15 protein-coding genes are annotated in these 17,002 nt (G+C 70.3%); 8 read left to right on the forward strand and 7 right to left on the reverse strand.

What is annotated here, in order from left to right:
* Nucleotides 1-16: 16 nt before the first annotated feature.
* Nucleotides 17-1,444: an amidohydrolase family protein gene (locus BJ991_RS04700; protein WP_179487923.1), complete on the reverse strand. Its 1,428-nt coding sequence runs from the start codon at nucleotides 1,442-1,444 to the stop codon at nucleotides 17-19.
* 174 nt (nucleotides 1,445-1,618) lie between these two features.
* Between BJ991_RS04700 and BJ991_RS04705 the strand changes: the two genes are divergently transcribed.
* The gene (locus tag BJ991_RS04705; RefSeq protein ID WP_218852864.1) at nucleotides 1,619-2,326 is read left to right on the forward strand and encodes an SDR family oxidoreductase; all 708 of its coding nucleotides are present in this window, start codon (nucleotides 1,619-1,621) and stop codon (nucleotides 2,324-2,326) included.
* Between the two features lie 140 nt (nucleotides 2,327-2,466).
* Here BJ991_RS04705 and BJ991_RS04710 read toward each other — a convergent pair whose 3' ends face one another.
* The gene (locus tag BJ991_RS04710; RefSeq protein WP_343048650.1) at nucleotides 2,467-3,369 is read right to left on the reverse strand and encodes an NAD(P)-dependent oxidoreductase; all 903 of its coding nucleotides are present in this window, start codon (nucleotides 3,367-3,369) and stop codon (nucleotides 2,467-2,469) included.
* A complete protein-coding gene (locus tag BJ991_RS04715) occupies nucleotides 3,366-4,748 on the reverse strand; it encodes a M24 family metallopeptidase (RefSeq protein ID WP_179487927.1) in 1,383 nt (460 codons plus the stop codon). The genes BJ991_RS04710 and BJ991_RS04715 overlap by 4 nt, the downstream gene beginning before the upstream one ends.
* Nucleotides 4,749-4,988: 240 nt before the next feature.
* On the opposite strand from BJ991_RS04715, the gene BJ991_RS04720 reads away from it, so the two are divergent.
* A complete protein-coding gene (locus BJ991_RS04720) occupies nucleotides 4,989-5,681 on the forward strand; it encodes a helix-turn-helix domain-containing protein (protein ID WP_179487929.1) in 693 nt (230 codons plus the stop codon).
* An 85-nt stretch (nucleotides 5,682-5,766) separates the two neighbouring features.
* Here the strand turns inward: BJ991_RS04720 and BJ991_RS04725 are convergent, their stop codons facing one another.
* Together BJ991_RS04725 and BJ991_RS04730 are read right to left on the reverse strand one after the other, a co-directional pair.
* On the reverse strand, nucleotides 5,767-6,825 hold the full coding sequence (locus BJ991_RS04725; protein ID WP_246301247.1) for a zinc-dependent alcohol dehydrogenase: 1,059 nt from the start codon (nucleotides 6,823-6,825) through the stop codon (nucleotides 5,767-5,769).
* Nucleotides 6,826-6,830: 5 nt separating this feature from the next.
* A complete protein-coding gene (locus BJ991_RS04730) occupies nucleotides 6,831-7,142 on the reverse strand; it encodes a Dabb family protein (RefSeq protein WP_179487933.1) in 312 nt (103 codons plus the stop codon).
* A 147-nt stretch (nucleotides 7,143-7,289) separates the two neighbouring features.
* On the opposite strand from BJ991_RS04730, the gene BJ991_RS04735 reads away from it, so the two are divergent.
* Nucleotides 7,290-8,318 carry a ketopantoate reductase family protein gene (locus BJ991_RS04735; protein ID WP_179487935.1) on the forward strand — a complete coding sequence of 343 codons (1,029 nt, stop codon included), beginning with the start codon at nucleotides 7,290-7,292 and terminating at the stop codon, nucleotides 8,316-8,318.
* A 31-nt stretch (nucleotides 8,319-8,349) separates the two neighbouring features.
* Here the strand turns inward: BJ991_RS04735 and BJ991_RS04740 are convergent, their stop codons facing one another.
* Nucleotides 8,350-9,186 (reverse strand): alpha/beta fold hydrolase, encoded by an 837-nt coding sequence (locus tag BJ991_RS04740; protein ID WP_179487937.1) that lies wholly within the window; start codon nucleotides 9,184-9,186, stop codon nucleotides 8,350-8,352.
* Nucleotides 9,187-9,306: 120 nt separating this feature from the next.
* On the opposite strand from BJ991_RS04740, the gene BJ991_RS18300 reads away from it, so the two are divergent.
* Both BJ991_RS18300 and BJ991_RS18305 read left to right on the forward strand, forming a co-directional pair.
* The gene (locus BJ991_RS18300; RefSeq protein WP_246301029.1) at nucleotides 9,307-11,391 is read left to right on the forward strand and encodes an amidohydrolase family protein; all 2,085 of its coding nucleotides are present in this window, start codon (nucleotides 9,307-9,309) and stop codon (nucleotides 11,389-11,391) included.
* A gap of 29 nt (nucleotides 11,392-11,420) precedes the next feature.
* Nucleotides 11,421-12,518, forward strand: a complete 1,098-nt coding sequence (locus tag BJ991_RS18305; RefSeq protein WP_343048651.1) for a glycerate kinase — start codon at nucleotides 11,421-11,423, stop codon at nucleotides 12,516-12,518.
* 12 nt (nucleotides 12,519-12,530) lie between these two features.
* Here the strand turns inward: BJ991_RS18305 and galE are convergent, their stop codons facing one another.
* Nucleotides 12,531-13,508: a UDP-glucose 4-epimerase GalE gene (gene galE, locus BJ991_RS04755; RefSeq protein ID WP_179487939.1), complete on the reverse strand. Its 978-nt coding sequence runs from the start codon at nucleotides 13,506-13,508 to the stop codon at nucleotides 12,531-12,533.
* Between the two features lie 189 nt (nucleotides 13,509-13,697).
* Here galE and BJ991_RS04760 point away from each other — a divergent pair, with 189 nt between their 5' ends.
* Genes BJ991_RS04760 through BJ991_RS04770 form a run of 3 tightly spaced genes read left to right on the forward strand, consistent with a single transcriptional unit; the run spans nucleotide 13,698 to nucleotide 16,984 of the window.
* Entirely contained in the window at nucleotides 13,698-14,810 is a 1,113-nt protein-coding gene (locus BJ991_RS04760) for an NDMA-dependent alcohol dehydrogenase (RefSeq protein WP_179487941.1), read from the forward strand.
* 22 nt (nucleotides 14,811-14,832) lie between these two features.
* Nucleotides 14,833-16,281 carry an aldehyde dehydrogenase family protein gene (locus BJ991_RS04765; RefSeq protein ID WP_179487943.1) on the forward strand — a complete coding sequence of 483 codons (1,449 nt, stop codon included), beginning with the start codon at nucleotides 14,833-14,835 and terminating at the stop codon, nucleotides 16,279-16,281.
* Between the two features lie 28 nt (nucleotides 16,282-16,309).
* Nucleotides 16,310-16,984, forward strand: coding sequence for a ThuA domain-containing protein (locus BJ991_RS04770; protein WP_179487945.1), 675 nt, complete (start codon nucleotides 16,310-16,312; stop codon nucleotides 16,982-16,984).
* Nucleotides 16,985-17,002 lie beyond the last annotated feature (18 nt).

The following is a 17,002-nucleotide window of genomic DNA, read 5'->3' on the forward strand; positions in this document are numbered from 1 at the left end:
TTCGCCGATCGCGAGATCAGGCGGGAGCAGCCTCGCCCTTGCGGTACTGGTACGGGTTGCTGAGGATCTCGACCTCGGGGATCTCGGGGTTCATGCCCGCCTTCCACGTCTCCTCCCCGAGCTCGCCCTTCAGGTACTCGATCGTGTTCTCGAGCTTCGTCCGCACGCCCGGCAGGTCGCCCGCGCACAGCTTGCCCTCGAACTTGATCGGCTCGCCGCCGACGAGCACGGTGTGCACGTCGCCCCGACCCGCCTGATAGACGATGTGCCCGTAGGGGTTGACGATCGGCACCATCGTGGGGGAGTCGTCGTTCTTGATGAGCACCACGTCGGCGAGCTTTCCCTTCTCGAGGCTGCCGATCTGGTCCCACTTGCCGAGCGCCTTCGCGCCGCCGCGCGTCGCCCAGTCGACGACCTCCTCGACGCGGATCGTCGCGTGCGTGATGGTCTCGTCCTTCTGATGCGCGATGTAGTGCTCGAGGGCGCGGTCGGAGCCGATCGTGGTGCGCATCGCGGAGAACATGTCCGCGCTGAACCACACGCTCGTGTCAATCGACATGGACGCGGGGATGCCGTGCTTGCGGAGCGCGAACGCGGGCGGGTACCCCTGACCGCACGTCATCTCGCTCTCGGTCGCGAGCGAGACGCTCCCGCCGGTCGCCGCGATCTTCTGGTAGGACTCGTCGCTCAGCGTCGCCGCGTGCACGTAGATGTATCCGGGCTGCATCGCGCCGTTGTCGTACATGAGACGGATGCCGTTGTCATTGGTCGCCCCCCACACGCCGGCGTGCGTCGTGACCGCGAGCCCGAGGTCGCGCGCGAGCGCGAACGCGGGGGCCTCGGGGAAGCTCTCGTCGCCGGGAACGTCGAACGCGATCTGCGCGCCGAACAGCGAGTCGCGCGCCTTCTCGATGATCGAGCGGACCGCGGGGTCCTGCGACCACTCCCACGGCGCACCGGCGAGGTTGCCGTACGCGAGCACGAAGCGACCGGGGGAGGAGGCGAGCGCCTCGAGTGCGGCCTCGCCGTGATCGGGCGTGCGCAGGCCGTGCGACCAGTCGACGCTCGTCGTGACGCCGGCCTCCACGGCGTCGAGCGCCGAGATGAGGTTGCCCGCTGCGACGTCCTCGGGGCGGAACTTCATGCCGTGCTCGAGGTAGTACCAGACGAAGTACTGCGTGAGGGTCCAGTCCGCGCCGTACGCGCGCATCGCCGACTGCCACATGTGGCGATGCGTGTCGACCATGCCGGGCATGATGATGCCCCGCTTGGCGTCGATCTCGAACGTGCCCTCGGGCACCTGCAGGTCGACGCCGACGTCCGCGATCTTTCCGTCGACCACGAGCACATCGCCCTCGGGAAGCACCGTGTGGGAGTCGTCCATCGTCAGCACGATTCCGTCTCGGAAGACGATCGGCTGATTCGGTGCGGGAGTGCCGGTCATATGAGGCTCATCCTCCTTGATTGCCGCCGTGCGGCGGTGCGTCATCGCACCGCGCCGTCGCCGTCGATCGGCACGCGAAGACCGTCTCGGGCCGACCCGGTCCAACTTGACTCAGGTTAAGCAATGCTGGACACTGCTGTCCAGTCCCACTTGTACCGTCGCAAAGGAGCGAGCGTGAGCGGCAAGACCATCGTCGTCGTCGGGGGCACCTCCGGCATCGGACTCGAGATCGCGAAGGACTCGATCGCGCGCGGAGACAAGGTCGTCATCACCGGCCGCGACGAGACGCGCACGCAGCGCATCGCGATGGGGCTCGGTCCGGAGGCGACCGGCATCGCGCTCGACATCTCCGAACCCGCGACGATCGCCCACCAGCTCTCCCCGCTCGGCCGTGTCGACGGTCTCGTGCTCGCCGCGATCGAGCGCGACGCGAACAACGTGCGGGACTACAGCATCGAGCGAGCGGTGCGCCTCGTGACGCTCAAGCTCGTCGGCTACACCGAGACGATCCACGCGCTGCTCGACCGGCTCGAACCCACGGTCGACACCGGCATCGTGCTGTTCGGCGGTCGCGCGAAGGATCTGCCGTACCCGGGCTCGACCACGGTGTCGAGCATCAACGGCGGTGTGACGGGCCTCGTGAACACGCTCGCGCTCGAGCTCGCACCCATCCGCGTCAACGCGGTGCACCCGGGCATCATCGGCGACAGCCCGTTCTGGGCGACCAAGCCCGAGGGCGTGCTCGACGGCTATAAGAAGCACACGCCGGGCGGCGAGCTCGCCACGATGGTCGACGTCGTCGACGCGGTGCAGTTCCTGCTGCGCAACCGCGGCGTTTCGGCCGTGAACCTCTACGTCGACCGGGGAACGGCGCTCCTCTGAGGCGGATCGGCCGCCGTTCCGCCTCCGTCCGGTGAAAGCGCCGGGCTGAATCGGCCGTCGACTGCTCCGTGCGGTGGCTTTCTCGCGATCGGGCCCGACGCTTTCACGCGCGCGCCGGGTGGACGGCCGCGCGCGCGCCGTCAGAGATCGCGCCGGCTCACCTCGGCGATCGCGCTCCAGTCGTAGTCCTTGAGCTCGGAATCGGCGAGCGCCTTCTCGAACACCTCGATGAGCGCAGGCATCGTGGCCGGCCACACGCCCGTCGCCTCGGCGACCTGCTGCGCGAGGGCGAGGTCCTTGCGGCCGAGCGCGATGTGGAAGCCCGGAGGAGAGTAGTCCTGGCGCGCGATGATGCCGCCGTACCCGGTGTACACGACGCCCCCGAACAGCGTGCTCGAGAGCAGCTCGGTGAACAGTGCCGGGTCGACGCCGAGCCGCTCGGTCATCGCGACGGACTCCCCGATCGCCTGCAGCGCGTGGATGATGTCGTAGTTCACCGCCGCCTTGACGGCGTTCGCGACGGACGGCTTGTCGGCGAGCCGCCACACGCGCTTGCCCATCGCCTCGAGGTACGGCATGACGTCGTCGATCGCCCGCGGGTCGCCGGCCGCGAGGATGTTGAGCTGGCCGGCGGCGGCGATCTCGGGACGGCCGAGCACCGGAGTCGCGATGTAGCGGCCGCCGGCCGCGGCGAAAGCATCCGTCAATCGGTCCGACATCGCAGGGCTGATCGACGCCATCATCACGTGGGTGCGGCCCTTCGCGCGCGCGATCGCCTCGGGGGTGAACACCGCCTCGACGGCCTCGTCGTTCGCGAGCATCGAGAACGACACGTCGGCCTCGAGCGCGTGCGCGGGCGATTCGGCGGACGTCGCGCCGGACTCGACCAGCCGTTGCACCGCCGCGGGCGAGCGGTTCCACACCCGCAGGTCGTGGCCGGCGGCGGCGAGGCGCCCCGCCATGCCGGAGCCCATCGTGCCGAGGCCGAGGAACGCGAGCGCGGTGCGGCCCTCGGGCGCGGCATCCGTCACTGCATCCGTCACGCTTCGCCCCGCCCCCAGACCGTGTTCTTGTGCGACTGCGAGTCGCGCTCGAGGTTGAGCGGGCCGCCCACCGCGATGTAGCGCGGGCCCGCGACGAGCAGCTCCTCGGCGGGGAACTTCGTGATGACTTCGCATCCGTCGGCTGTCACCACGACCTCCTCCTCGATGCGCGCCGCGCCCCACCCGTCCGCCGAGGGCCAGTACGTCTCGAGGGCGAAGACCATGCCCTCCTCGATCGTCTCGGGGTGGTCGAGTGATGTGAGCCGCGAGAAGATCGGCTTCTCCCAGATCGACAGACCGACGCCGTGGCCGTACTGCAGGGCGAACGCGGCCATCTCGTCGGGGAACCCGAACTCCTGCGCGGTCGGCCACACCTGCACGATGTCGGCGGTCGTCGCGCCGGGCTTCACGAGCGCGATCGCGCGGTCCATGTACTCGCGCGCACGGGTGTACGCGTCGCGCTGCGCCGAACTCGCCGAGCCGACCGCGAAGGTGCGGTAGTAGCACGTGCGGTAGCCGTTCCAGCTGTGCAGGATGTCGAAGAAGGCCGGGTCGCCCGGGCGGATGACACGGTCGGAGAACACGTGCGGATGCGGCGAGCACCGCTCGCCCGAGATCGCGTTGACCCCTTCGACGTACTCCGAGCCGAGGTCGTAGAGCGTCTTCGCGACGAGGCCGACCGCCTCGTTCTCGCGGACGCCCGGGCGCAGGTAGCGGTAGAGCTCCTCGTACGCGGCGTCGACCATCGAACACGCCTGGGTCAGCAGGCGGATCTCGTCGGGCGTCTTGATGCGGCGGGCCTCCATGAACACCTGCTGCCCATCCACCACGGTGATGCCTTCGGCCTGCAGCGCCATGAGCACCGGAAGCTCGATGACATCGACGCCGAGGGGCTCGTTCGCGACCCCGAACTTCTCGAGCTCGCGCTTGATCTTGCGGGCGAGGTCGGCCGCGATCTCAGCGTCCGGCGGGAACGCGCCGCGCAGCGTCGAGATGCCCGCGCGGGCACCCGACTCCAGCCGCGGACGCTTCGCGCCCTCGTGCGGTGCGTGCGGGTCGGCGTCCATCTCCGAGGTCGTCACGTCGAGCCACGGGTTGTACAGCGCGTGGTGCTTCGCGGCGGAGCCGAAGTCCCACACGATCGGGTCGGTGTTGCGCGTGAGCAGCGAGAAGCGGATGAGCTTGTCCATCGCCCACGTGCCGATGTGAGTCGCGCTCATGTACCGGATGTTCGAGAAGTCGAATGCGAGGACCGCGCCGAGGTCGGATGCCGCGAGCTTCTCCTTGAGCCGCGCCAGCCGCGCATCGCGGAGGCGCTCCATGTCGACGCGCTCCTCCCAGTCGACGGCATTGGTTCCGGTGGAGCCGGTGCTCTTCATCGAGTCCTCCTGTGAGACGAACCGTCGCGCCCCGAGGCGCGGGTGTGAAGTCCAGCTTAACGCCATCGCGGCCTGAAACGACCCCCGATTCACGTGAATACGCGACGGATGCCACGTAGTGGTCACTGGCAACGCCCGCCCATCGGCTCTGGCTTGACACGGCGTGAGCGGTCGCGGCTCTAGAATGACGACGGGCGCCGATGGAGGCGGCTGACAGGACCGTAACGGTGGGGAGACACCATGCCCGATGAGCTCGGCGCCCGACTGCGCGAGGCGCGGCTGCAGCGCGGGCTGAGCCTGCGCAGCGTCGCACAGGCGCTCGGCGTCTCGGCGTCCCTCATCTCACAGGTCGAGATCGGCAAGACGCAGCCCTCCGTCTCGACGCTCTACGCGCTCGCGAGCCACTTGGGCATCTCGCTCGACGAGCTGCTCGGCATCTCGGCGCCCAGCCGCGGACCCGGTCAGCTCATCGGCCACAGCGGCCCCGCGCTCCCCGACGTGCAGCGCGCCGCAGACAACCCGGTCATCGAGATGGAGAACGGCGTGCGCTGGGAGCGGCTCGCCGCCGGCGCCGGCGGTCCCGCCGACGCTCTCCTGGTCACGTACGAGCCCGGTGCGAGCAGCTCGGTCGAGGGCAAGCTCATGCGCCACGCCGGCATCGAGTACGCCTACCTCCTCGAGGGCGAGCTCACGCTGCACCTCGAGTTCGACGAGTACGTGCTGCGCCCCGGCGACTCCCTCGAGTTCGACTCGATCCGCCCGCACATGTACTCCAACCGCGGCACGGTTCCGGCGAAGGGCGTGTGGTTCGTCGTGGGCCGCCGCCAGCAGAACCAGGGCCTCCGCGACGCCCCCGGCGAGGTCACGACCCACTCCGACACGCCCGCTTCGGCGGTCGACGTGCTTCGCGCGATGGACGACCTCGGCACGTAGCGCCTCCACCTCCACCGGACGCTGAGCGAGCGAGGCGAGATTAAGCGCTCCGCGTAGAAGAGGTCGGGCCCCGGGGAGGGGGAGCTCAGCCGCCCGCGCGGTGCACCGCCGGCCGACGCTCGGTCGCCCACGGGTCGATGAGTGTCTTGATCTGCTCCGAACCGCCCGACAGCAGGGGGTTCAGCGCACCCTCGATGAGGTCGTCCATGGGCAGCACCTCGTGCGCGATGTCGGACCAGTCGTCGCGGCTCGCGAGCAGGCGGATCGCCTCGGGGAAGTCATCGCGGAACACGTGCGCGACCGTTCCGATGATCGTGTACTCGCTGAGCGTCCACTTGCCGAGCGGCAGCGCGTGCTCACCCCGCTGAACGCCCACGGGCACGATCGTCGATCCCGGCTTGGCAGCCTCGAGCACGGATGCCAGGCCCGGCGCAGAGCCGCTCACCTCGAAGAACACGTCCGCGTCCATGCCGAGCTCGTCGAGCCTTTCGGCGATCGGCATCGTGCCCGCCTCGAGACCGGCGTGCGCACCGAGGCGCTTCGCGAGCTCGAGCCGCTCAGGATCGCGATCGACCGCGAGGATGCGGGCGCCGGTCGCGACGGCGGCGACCGTGATGAACGCGCCGATCCCGCCGATGCCGACGATGACGGCGTCTTGCCCCTCGCGAAGACCGCTCCGACGTGTCGCGTGCACGCCGATCGCCATCGGCTGAGCCATCCCGAGCGAGTCGGATGCGAGACCCGAGTCGCTCACGTCGAGCACGATCGACGCGGGCGCGACGACGTACCCGGCGAGCCCGCCATCGTGGTGGAAGCCGATCGTCGAGTAGTTGCGGCACAGATTCGTGCGCCCCTCCCGGCACGGCTTGCACTCGCCGCACGACACGCCGGCGCCGCACACGACGGATGACCCGACCTCGAGCCCCTCGACGCCCGGGCCGAGCGCCTCGACGACTCCCGCGAACTCGTGCCCGAGTGTCACGGGCGGCTGGGCGAGCACGAGACCGCGGCCGAACTCGGTCGCGTCGCTCCCGCACACGCCGCACACCGTGACCCGGATGAGGACTTCACCCGGACCCGGCTCGGGCACGGGCTTCTCGTCGATGCGAAGGTCGCCGACGGAGTGCAGCACCGCCGCACGCATCCCGGTCACCGCAGGTGACCTTCCTCGATCGGCAGCTGGACGGCGGCGCGCTCGGCGATCATCCACCCGAGGTGCGACTCGTACACCGCCTTGTGGGCGGGATGATCGAGGTAGGCGTCGAGGGCCGCGGCATCCGCCACGATCGCCGCCACGCCGTAATCGGCGCCACCCGCACGCAGATGGAGGTTCGGCCCGATGACGTACGACGACAGCACCGGGATCTGCGCGGCCATGTCGGTGAGGGCCTGTGTCAGCGCGGCGACGTCGTCGTCGGTGACCTCGTCCTTCCAGCGGAAGGATGCGATGTGAAGGATCATCGTGCCATCTCCTCGTCGAGTTGTTCAGCGCCAGTGCACACAGTTCGGCGGAATCTCCCGCGAAAACCCAGCATAGTGCCGCACGAGTGTACATCGTCGCTGTAGCATGAGCCACGCCGCGACGAAGCGGCGGAACGGAGGAGCGGTATGACGGACCCGCGCATCGCCGTGCTCGGAGCAGGCGCGAACGGAGCCTCCATCGGGGCCGACCTCACCGCCGCGGGATTCGATCCGCTCCTCGTCGAGCAATGGCCCGCGCACGTCGAGAGGATGCGCGCGGACGGCCTGCGGATCGAGTCTCCGGACGGCGACCTGCACGTGCGGCCCCGAGTGATCCACCTGTGCGAGGTCGCCGAGCTCACGGAGCGCTTCGACGTCGTGCTCATGCTCATGAAGGCGTACGACTCCCGGTGGGCGGCTCACCTCGTCGCGCCGTACCTCGCGCCCGACGGACTCATGGCCGGCGTGCAGAACGGCATGACGGCTCGCGTCGTCGAAGAGGTCGTGGGCGCCGAGCGCACGATCGGCACCGTGATCGAGTGCTCGGCGACGATGGACGAGCCCGGCGTCGTGCACCGGCACACGGGTGTCTCGCGCTCGTGGTACGCGGTCGGCGCGCTCCCCGGCGGTCCCGCCGAGCGCGCGACCGAGATCGGGGGCCTGCTCGGCCACTCCGGCACGGTCGCGTACATGGACGACATCGAGTCCGCGAAGTGGATGAAGCTCGTGAGCAACTGCACGCTGCTCGTCACGTCGGCGATCCTCGGGCTGCCGATGCTCGACGCGCTGCACACTCCGGGCTACCGCGACGTCATGGTCGCCGCGGGCGAAGAGGCGCTCGCCGTCGGGATCGCGCGAGGCCATGAGATCCTTCCGATCTTCGGTCTCGAGCCGCACGAGGTCGCAGACCCCGCGACGGTCGTCGACACGATGACCGACAAGCTCTTCGCCGGGTTCGTCGTCCCCGGCGCGACGACCACCGTGCTGCAGGACTGGCGCAAGGGCCGACACTCCGAGGTCGACGACCTCAACGGCCACGTCGCCGGGGAGGGCCGGCGGCGTGGCATCCGGACTCCCGTCAACGACGTCGTCGTCGAGCTCGCGCACCGCATCGAGCGGCGCGAGCTGGAGCCGGACCCGTCGCTGCTGGAGTCGATGCTCGACGCCGTCGGCTGAACCCCCGCGGCCAACCCGGCGAGCGGCCCGGCTACGACCTCAGGAACGCGAGCAGCGCCTCGTTGACCTCGTCGCCGTGAGTCCACAGCAGGCCGTGCGGCGCGCCCTCGATCTCGACATAGGTCGCGTCGGGCAGCAGCTCACGGAACCGGCGCGCGGTGAGGTCGATCGGCAGGATGTTGTCGGCCGTGCCGTGCAGGATCAGCGCGGGCACGTCGACCTTCGGGATGTCGGCGCGGAAGTCGGTCGGCCACGTGAGCGGAGCGGCGGCGATCGCGACGTTGCCCGCGTGGCCTGCCACCTGCATGCTCGCGTCGAGCGCCTCCTGCGAGATGCGCGAGCCGAGGTTGTCGTCGAGGTTGTAGAAGCTCTTGAAGAACTCGGCGACGAACGCGTAGCGGTCCGCGCGCGCCGCGGCCGAGAAGCCGTCGAAGAACTCCTGGGGCCCTGCGCCGTCCGGGTTGTCGTCGGTCCTGAGCAGGTACGGCTGGAGCGACCCGAGGAACGCGACCTTCGCGATGCGGTCGCTGCCGTACGTGGAGAGGTACCGTGCGATCTCGCCGGTTCCCATCGAGAAGCCGACGAGCACGGCATCCGTCAGCTCCAGCGTCTCGATCAGCACGCTCAGGTCGCTCGCGAAGGTGTCGTAGTCGTAGCCCGATCCGGCCTTCGTCGAGGCCCCGAACCCGCGCCGGTCGTACGCGACCACGCGATACCCGGCGTCGAGGAGCGCGGCCTGCTGCTTGCCCCACGACTCGCCGTTGAGCGGATAGCCGTGGATGAGCACGACCGGCTGGCCCGAGCCCTGGTCGGTGTAGAAGAGCTTGACGTCGATCGAGTTCTCGGTTGCGACTTTGATGTGCGACACGTTCTCTCCTCACTTCGGCCGAGGGGACGGATGCCTCGGCCCTCCTCCGACGCTATTCCTCACGCGCTCCGTTGGCGATAGCATCCGCTCGTCTCGCACAGCGTCGTCGAGGAGGAGTCGGTGAACCCCAGTCCCACGTCAGAGCCCGTTCGATTCCCGCGAACCCGATCCCCGCGAAACCGCCGCCCGCTCCGACGCGTCCTCATCGGCGCGCTCGTCGCGGTGGGCCTCATCGTGGCGCCGCTCGCGCCGGCGGCGGCAGCCCCGAGCCCGGCGACGGATCTCGACGGCGCGTGCGCCACGCTGCGCGTCGGCGGTGGGTCCTCCAACTACGTCACGCGCGGCACGCTCGGCTACGGCACGTCCGGCTCCGCCGCATCCGCGACGAAGATCCGGTTCGAGGCCACGGCGCTCGGCCGCTACCGGCTCATCGACCACAAGGGGAGCGTGCTGTACCTGAGCATCCTCAACACGGTCATGCCGGGTTCGAGCTACGGCGACCGCGCCGACTGGACCGTCACGCGCGACGGCGGTGCGTACCAGATCGCCGCGACGCTGAACGGCAAGCGCATCGGGTCGTTCTTCGGAACGCTCGTCGCGGCGAACGGCTCGTTCACGCTCGTGCACGCGACGGGGTGCGCGAACGTCTCGGATGTCGCGACAGGAGTGCGCGGCACGGCGCAGCCCGCGGTCAACCCCGACGGCACGCTCAACGGCTTCATCGACGCGCACACGCACGTCACGGCCGCGGTCGGGTTCGGCGGGCGGATGCGGTGCGGCACCCCCTTCCACCCGGGCGGCGTGGAGGAGGCGCTCGAGGGGTGCCTGTCGCATTCGGCGATCGGCGTGAGCGGATACCTCGGCGCCCTCATCGCGGGCACCGACCCGTTCATGGACTACCGCGGCTGGCCGACGTTCAAGGACTGGCCGACACCCCGCACGCTCCTGCACGAGCAGGCGTACTTCCGCGGGATCGAGCGCGCATGGCTGTCGGGCGAGCGCATCCTCAACGCGCTGCTCGTCGCGAACCGCATCATCTGCGAGATCTACCCCGACAAGGTCACGAGCTGCGACGAGATGGAGCAGATCCGCCTGCAGGCGAGGTACCTGAGGGACATGCAGGACTACATCGACGCGCAGTCCGGCGGTCCGGGCAAGGGGTGGTTCCGAATCGCCACCTCGCCCTCCGAGGTGCGTCAGATCGCGGCCGCGGGCAAGCTCGCGGTGATCGTCGGGGTCGAGAACTCGGAACTGTTCGGATGCCGCGAGATCCACGGCGTCGCCCAGTGCACGACGGCGCAGATCGACGCCGGCCTCGACGAGCTCGAGTCGTACGGGGTGAGCGGGATCTACCCCGTCCACAAGTTCGACAACGCGTTCGGCGGCACGCGCTTCGACGCGGGGACGCAGGGCGCCGCGGTCAACATCGGCAACAAGGTCTCGACCGGGCACTGGTGGGAGGTCGAGGCGTGCCAGACCGAGGCGCACGACAACGAGCAGCCGCTTCGCAGCGACGAGATCGCGGCACTCCTCGGCTCGTCGGGCCTGCCGGCCGGCACGATCGTGCCCGTGTACCCCGAGGGTCCGGTGTGCAACATCCGCGGTCTCACCGATCTCGGCCGTCACCTCGTCGACGAGGCGATGGACCGCGGAATGATGATCCACATCGACCACATGAGCGTGAAGACCGCCGACGCGGTGCTCGGCCTCGCCGAGCAGCGCGGCTATCCCGGCGTCATCACGGCGCACACCTGGTCCGACCGCTCGATGATCGCCCGGATCGCGAACGTCGGCGGATTCGTCGCCTCGTATGCGAACGCCGCCCACACGCAGGAGGGCCGCCCCGGGTTCCTCGACGAGTGGCGCGCGAACCGGGCGGCCGCTGCGCCGGGAGCGATCACGGCGTACGGGTTCGGCTCGGACGTGAACGGGCTCGGGGACCAGGCGTACGCGCGGGACGACGCGGCGCAGCATCCGCTCGTCTATCCGCTCACCGCACTCAACGGCGCGACGCTCGACCGCTTCACGATGGGGCAGCGCACGTTCGACATCAACGTCGACGGCGTCGCGACGTACGGGCTCCAGGCCGACTGGACCGTCGACGTCGTGCAGGCCGCGGGCGCCGAGGGGCCGCTGCTGCGTCAGCAGCTCATGTCGGGCGCCGAGGCATACGTGCGGGTGTGGGAGGCCGCGATCGCCTGGTGAGTGACGTGGGTCCGGCTACGCGGACGGTCGTGTTCGCGCCCGACAGCTTCAAGCGCTCGATCACGGCGTCGGGTGCGGCGTCCGCGCTCGCGGAAGGGTGGGCTTCCGAGCGGCCCGACGACCGGCTCGTGCTGCGTCCCGTCGCCGACGGCGGCGAGGGCACGCTCGACGCGTTCGCCACCGCGGTCCCGGGCGCTCGCCGCATGCCCGTCACCGTGACGGGGCCGGATGGAGAGCCCACGGATGCCGCGTGGCTCCTGCTTCCCCCGACGGCGGACGAGCCGTGGGGCGTGGGTGTCGTGGAGCTCGCCTCGACGTCGGGCATCGAGCTGCTGGGCGATCGGCGCGTGCCGTGGGACGCCGGCACGACCGGGTTCGGCGAGGCGATCGCGTCGGCGCTCGACCACGGGGTGTCGCGGCTCGTCCTCGGCATCGGGTCGAGCGCGTCGACGGACGGCGGGACGGGAATGCTGACGGCGCTCGGGGCGCGATTCACGGATGCCGCAACGGACCCCGTCGCGCGTGGCGCGCGGGGCCTCGGGGCTCTCGCGCGGGCCGACCTGAGCGGACTCCGACCCCTCCCGCCCGGTGGGGCGACCGTGCTGACCGACGTGACGAACCCGCTCCTCGGCGCCTCGGGTGCGGCGGCGGTCTTCGGGCCGCAGAAGGGACTCGACGCGTCGGGGGTCGCGCTCGCCGATGAAGGACTCGCGAGTCTCGCGGCGCTGCTTCCCGCAGACCCCGCGACGCCGGGCGCCGGCGCAGCGGGAGGAGCGGGCTTCGCGCTGCTCGCGTGGGGGGCACAGCTCGTGCCGGGTGCGAGCGCGGTGGCCGAGCTCGTCGACCTGCCGGCGGCGATCGCCGAGTCGGCGGTGGTGGTGACGGGGGAGGGATCCTTCGACGCGCAGTCCGCCGCCGGCAAGGCGCCCGCCCACGTCGCGGCGCTCGCGGCAGGGGCGGGGGTACCGGTGGCTCTCGTCGCGGGGCGGATCGCCGAGGCATCCGATGTCTCCGCCTTCGTGGCGGCCGTCTCGCTCACCGACCTCGCAGGATCGACGGATGCCGCGCTCAACGAGCCCGCGCAGTGGCTGCGTCTGGCGGGCGCGACGCTCGCGCGGCGGTTGTGAGTCGCGGACGCGTCAGCGCGCGGTGCGGCGGGCTTCCCACCCCGAGCGCACCATGTCGTCGACCGTGTGGCGCATGCGCCAGTCGAGGTCGCGCGCCGCGAGCTCGCCGGAAGCGACGATGCGGTCGGGGTCGCCAGGGCGGCGCGGGGCGATCTCGGGCGTGAAGTCGATCCCGGTGACGCGGGCCATCGCGTCCATGATCTGACGCACGGACAGGCCGTCGCCCGAGCCGAGGTTGTACGCGGGTTCGATCGGCTCGCCCGACGCCAGGCGCTGCGCGGCGACCACGTGGGCGAGGGCGATGTCGTGCACGTGGACGTAATCGCGGACGTTCGTGCCGTCGGGCGTCGCGTAGTCGTCGCCGTTGATGCGTGGCGTGCGGCCGTCGAGCAGCGCCTCGAACACGAGTGGGAAGAGATTGTGCGGACTCGAGTCGTGAACCTCGGGATCGGCGGAGCCGACGACGTTGAAGTAGCGCAGCGACGTGTGGCGTAGCGGATGCTCCGACTCCGCCGTCGCGACCGCCTGATCGCGCAGCAGCCACTCGCCGATGAGCTTCGACTCGCCGTACGGCGACGCGGGGCGCTTCGCCGTGTCTTCGGTCACGAGGTCGACGTCGGGTGTGCCGTAGACGGCGGCGCTCGACGAGAAGACGATGTTCGAGACGTCCGCCGCCGCCATCGCCTCGAGCACGAGGCGCGTGCCCTCGACGTTCTGCGCGTACGTGTGGAGCGGACGCTGCACCGAGACTCCCGCGTACTTGAAGCCCGCGACATGGATCACGCCCTCGACACCGTGCTCGCGCAGCGTGCGCTCGAGCAGCCCGCGATCGAGGATCGTCCCGCGCACGAACGGCACCTCGGCGGGCACGAACTCCTCGTGGCCGCTCGAGAGGTCGTCTATGACCACGGGGGACAGTCCCGCGTCGCCGAGAGCGCGCACGATGTGGGCGCCGATGTAGCCGGCGCCGCCGGTCACGAGCCAGGACATGTCCCTCCTCAGGGGTCGTGGGCGCGGCATCCGCCGGATCGCCCCGGCCATTCTCGCCGATGCGGCCCGACCCGACGAATGGGTGCGTCCAGGCGTCTGCCACCTGGTGAAAGTCGAGGCGTCCTCATTGCGCCTTCCGCCCTAGTCTCGCGAGAGAAGCGACAACCCGACCTCGACGAGGAGGACGATGTGAAGACGCGTGCCGCCGTGCTGTGGGAGTACGGGCAGGACTGGCGCCTCGAGGAGCTCGAGCTCGACGATCCCGGCGAAGGCGAGGTGCTCGTCAAGCTCGCCGCGACGGGCCTGTGCCAGTCCGACGAGCATGTGCGAACGGGCGAGCTGCCGTTCGACGCGCTTCCCGTGATCGGCGGGCACGAGGGCGCCGGCGTCATCGAGAAGGTCGGCCCCGGCGTCACGACCCTGGCCGTGGGTGACCACGTGGTGCTGAGCTTCATCCCCGCGTGCGGCCGGTGCGAGTCCTGCGCCACCGGGCACCAGAACCTGTGCGACGAGGGCGCCGGCATCGGCGTCGGCCTGCAGCGCGACGGCACGTCGCGACACCACGTGAACGGGCACGACGCGCGGCTCATGTGCATGCTCGGCACCTTCTCGCCGTACACGGTCGTGCGTGAGACGTCGGTCGTGAAGATCCGCGACGACGTGCCGCTCGACAAGGCGGCGCTGGTCGGATGCGGCGTCACCACCGGCTGGGCGACCGCCGTCTACGCGGCGGGGGTCAAGCCCGGCGACACGGTGGCCGTGCTCGGCATCGGCGGCGTGGGCGCCAACGCCGTGCAGGGAGCGGCGATGGCTGGAGCGAAGCAGATCCTCGCGATCGACCCGTCCGAGTTCAACCGCGAGGAGGCGCGGAGATTCGGCGCCACCCACACCTTCGCGAGTGCCGCTGAGGCGCGCGAGGCGCTGCCCGGGCTCACGTGGGGGCGCATGGCCGACTCCGCCCTCATCACCGTCGACGTCGCGACCGGCGAGGTCGTCGGAGACGCGCTCTCGCTCGTCGGAAAGCGCGGCACGGTCGTGCTGACGTCGCTCGCCGACGTCACCGACACCACGATCACCGCTCCGATGTTCGAGATCACGGCGTATGAGAAGCGCCTCGTCGGGGCGCTCTTCGGCAGCGCGAACCCGCGCTACGACATACCTCGGCTCCTCGACCTGTACATGGACGGCGAGCTGAAGCTCGACGAGCTCGTGACCCGCACGTACGAGTTCGAAGACATCAACCAGGGCTACGTCGACATGCGGGAGCACCGCAACATCCGCGGCATGGTCCTCTTCGACTGACATTCGACCGACAGGAGATCGCATGGCATTCACCGGACAGCTGTACATCGACGGCGAGTGGACGGCGGGAACGGGCGACGGCACATTCGAGACGTTCGACCCGTCGACGGGTTCCGTCATCGGGACGGCCGTGGAGGCATCCGCAACCGATGTCGACGCCGCCGTCGATGCGGCCGCGCGCGCCTTCGCCGACCCCGCGTGGCGCGACATGACGCCCGCCGCACGCGGCAAGCTGCTGTGGCGCATCGCCGACCTCATCGAGCAGCACGCCGATGAGCTCGGCCAGCTCGAGAGCCGTGACGTCGGCCAGGTGGTCGGGTTCGCGCGCGGCAGCATGGCCGGCGCGGCGGACATGTTCCGCTACTTCGCCGGATGGACGACCAAGCTCGACGGCACGGTGAGCTCGATCTCGGTGCCCGGCCACCTGCACTACACGCGCCGCGAGCCGATCGGCGTGTGCGCGCTCATCACGCCGTGGAACTTCCCGCTCGCGATCGCGGTGTGGAAGCTCGCGCCCGCGCTCGCGACGGGCAATACGGTCGTGCTCAAGCCGGCCGAGCAGACGCCGCTCACGACGACCCGCCTCGTCGAGCTCGTCGAAGAGGCTGGCGTGCCGAAGGGTGTGGTCAACCTCGTCACGGGCGGCCCCGAGGTCGGTCAGGCGCTCGTCGACCACCCGCGCGTCGACAAGGTGTCGTTCACCGGGTCGACCGAGGTCGGACGCTCGATCGTGCGCGCGTCGGCGGGCAACCTCAAGCGCGTGAGCCTCGAGCTCGGCGGCAAAGCCCCGAGCATCGTGCTCAAGGACGCCGACCTCGACCAGGCCGTCATCGGCAGCATGCTCGGCGGGCTCTTCAACAGCGGACAGGCGTGCGCGGCGTACAGCCGGTTCTACGTCGACTCGAGCCGCGTCGACGAGTTCACCGACAGGCTCGGCTCGGCGATGTCGGGCATGAAGCTCGGTCCCGGGCTGTCGCCCGACACGCAGCTCGGGCCCCTCGTGTCGCAGGAGCAGCTCTCACGCGTCGAGGGCTACGTGAAGAGCGGACTCGAGCAGGGTGCGGAGGTCGTGCTCGGCGGCAAGCGCGCGAACGGCGACCTCGCGGCGGGCTTCTTCTTCGAGCCGACGCTCTTCCGCGGCGTCACGCACGACATGACGATCGCGCGGGAGGAGATCTTCGGCCCGGTGCTGCCCGTGATCTCGTACGACGACCCCGACGAGCTCGTCGCGCAGGCGAACGACACCGACTACGGACTCGTCGCGTGCGTGTGGACGAAGGACGTCGCGCTCGGGCACCGGCTCGCCCACGGCATCCGTGCCGGCGAGGTCTACATCAACTCGATGCCGATGCTCGACCCGGCGGCGCCGTGGGGCGGCTTCAAGGCGAGCGGGTGGGGCCGCGAGATGGCCGCGAACGCGCTCGACGCCTACACCGAGACGAAGGGCATCTGGGTGAACCTGGGCGGCTGACGAGCGCGCCCATGTAGGTTCGACACGCATGGCCCCGAGCAACTCACCGGACCCGACCGCCGTCATCGCGAGTGGAGGCGGGCGCTACAGCGACCCGCATCACGCGTTCGCGGTGACCTCGGCGCGCATCGCCGAGACCCTCACCGACGACGGCTGGACGGTCACGGTGTTCGGCGAGCCCGAGTCGGCGCTGATGGCGCTCGAGGGCGCGGACCTGCTGATCATGAACGCGGGCCCCGGGGAGGGTGAAGGCGAGATCGCGCCGGATGCCGCATCCGGGCTCACCTCCGCGCTCGCGCGCGGGATCGGCGTGCTCTCGATCCACAGCTCGCTGCATACGCTCGGCGACGTGCCGCTCTGGCGCGAGGCGATCGGCGGCGCGTGGGTGGAGGGGATGTCGTGGCATCCGGACATCTCTGACGCAGATGTGCGCATCGTCGACCGCGACCACCCGGTCACGGCACCCGCCGAGGACTTCACCCTCTTCGACGAGCGATACACCGATCTCGTGATCGACGACCCGGGCATCCGGGTGCTCGCCCTGCACGAGCTCGATGGAGTGCGGCATCCGCTGCTGTGGGTGCGCGAGGCGGGCGCGAGCCGCATCGCCGTGTCGGCACTCGGTCACACCGAGCGCTCGTACGAGTCGCAAGAGCACCGGATGCTCCTGGCTCGCGCCGCGCTCTGGGCCGCCCGCCGCTGACAGGGACCCCCGGTCGCT

This window comes from Microbacterium immunditiarum (genome assembly GCF_013409785.1).
Classification (GTDB): Bacteria; Actinomycetota; Actinomycetes; order Actinomycetales; family Microbacteriaceae; genus Microbacterium; species Microbacterium immunditiarum.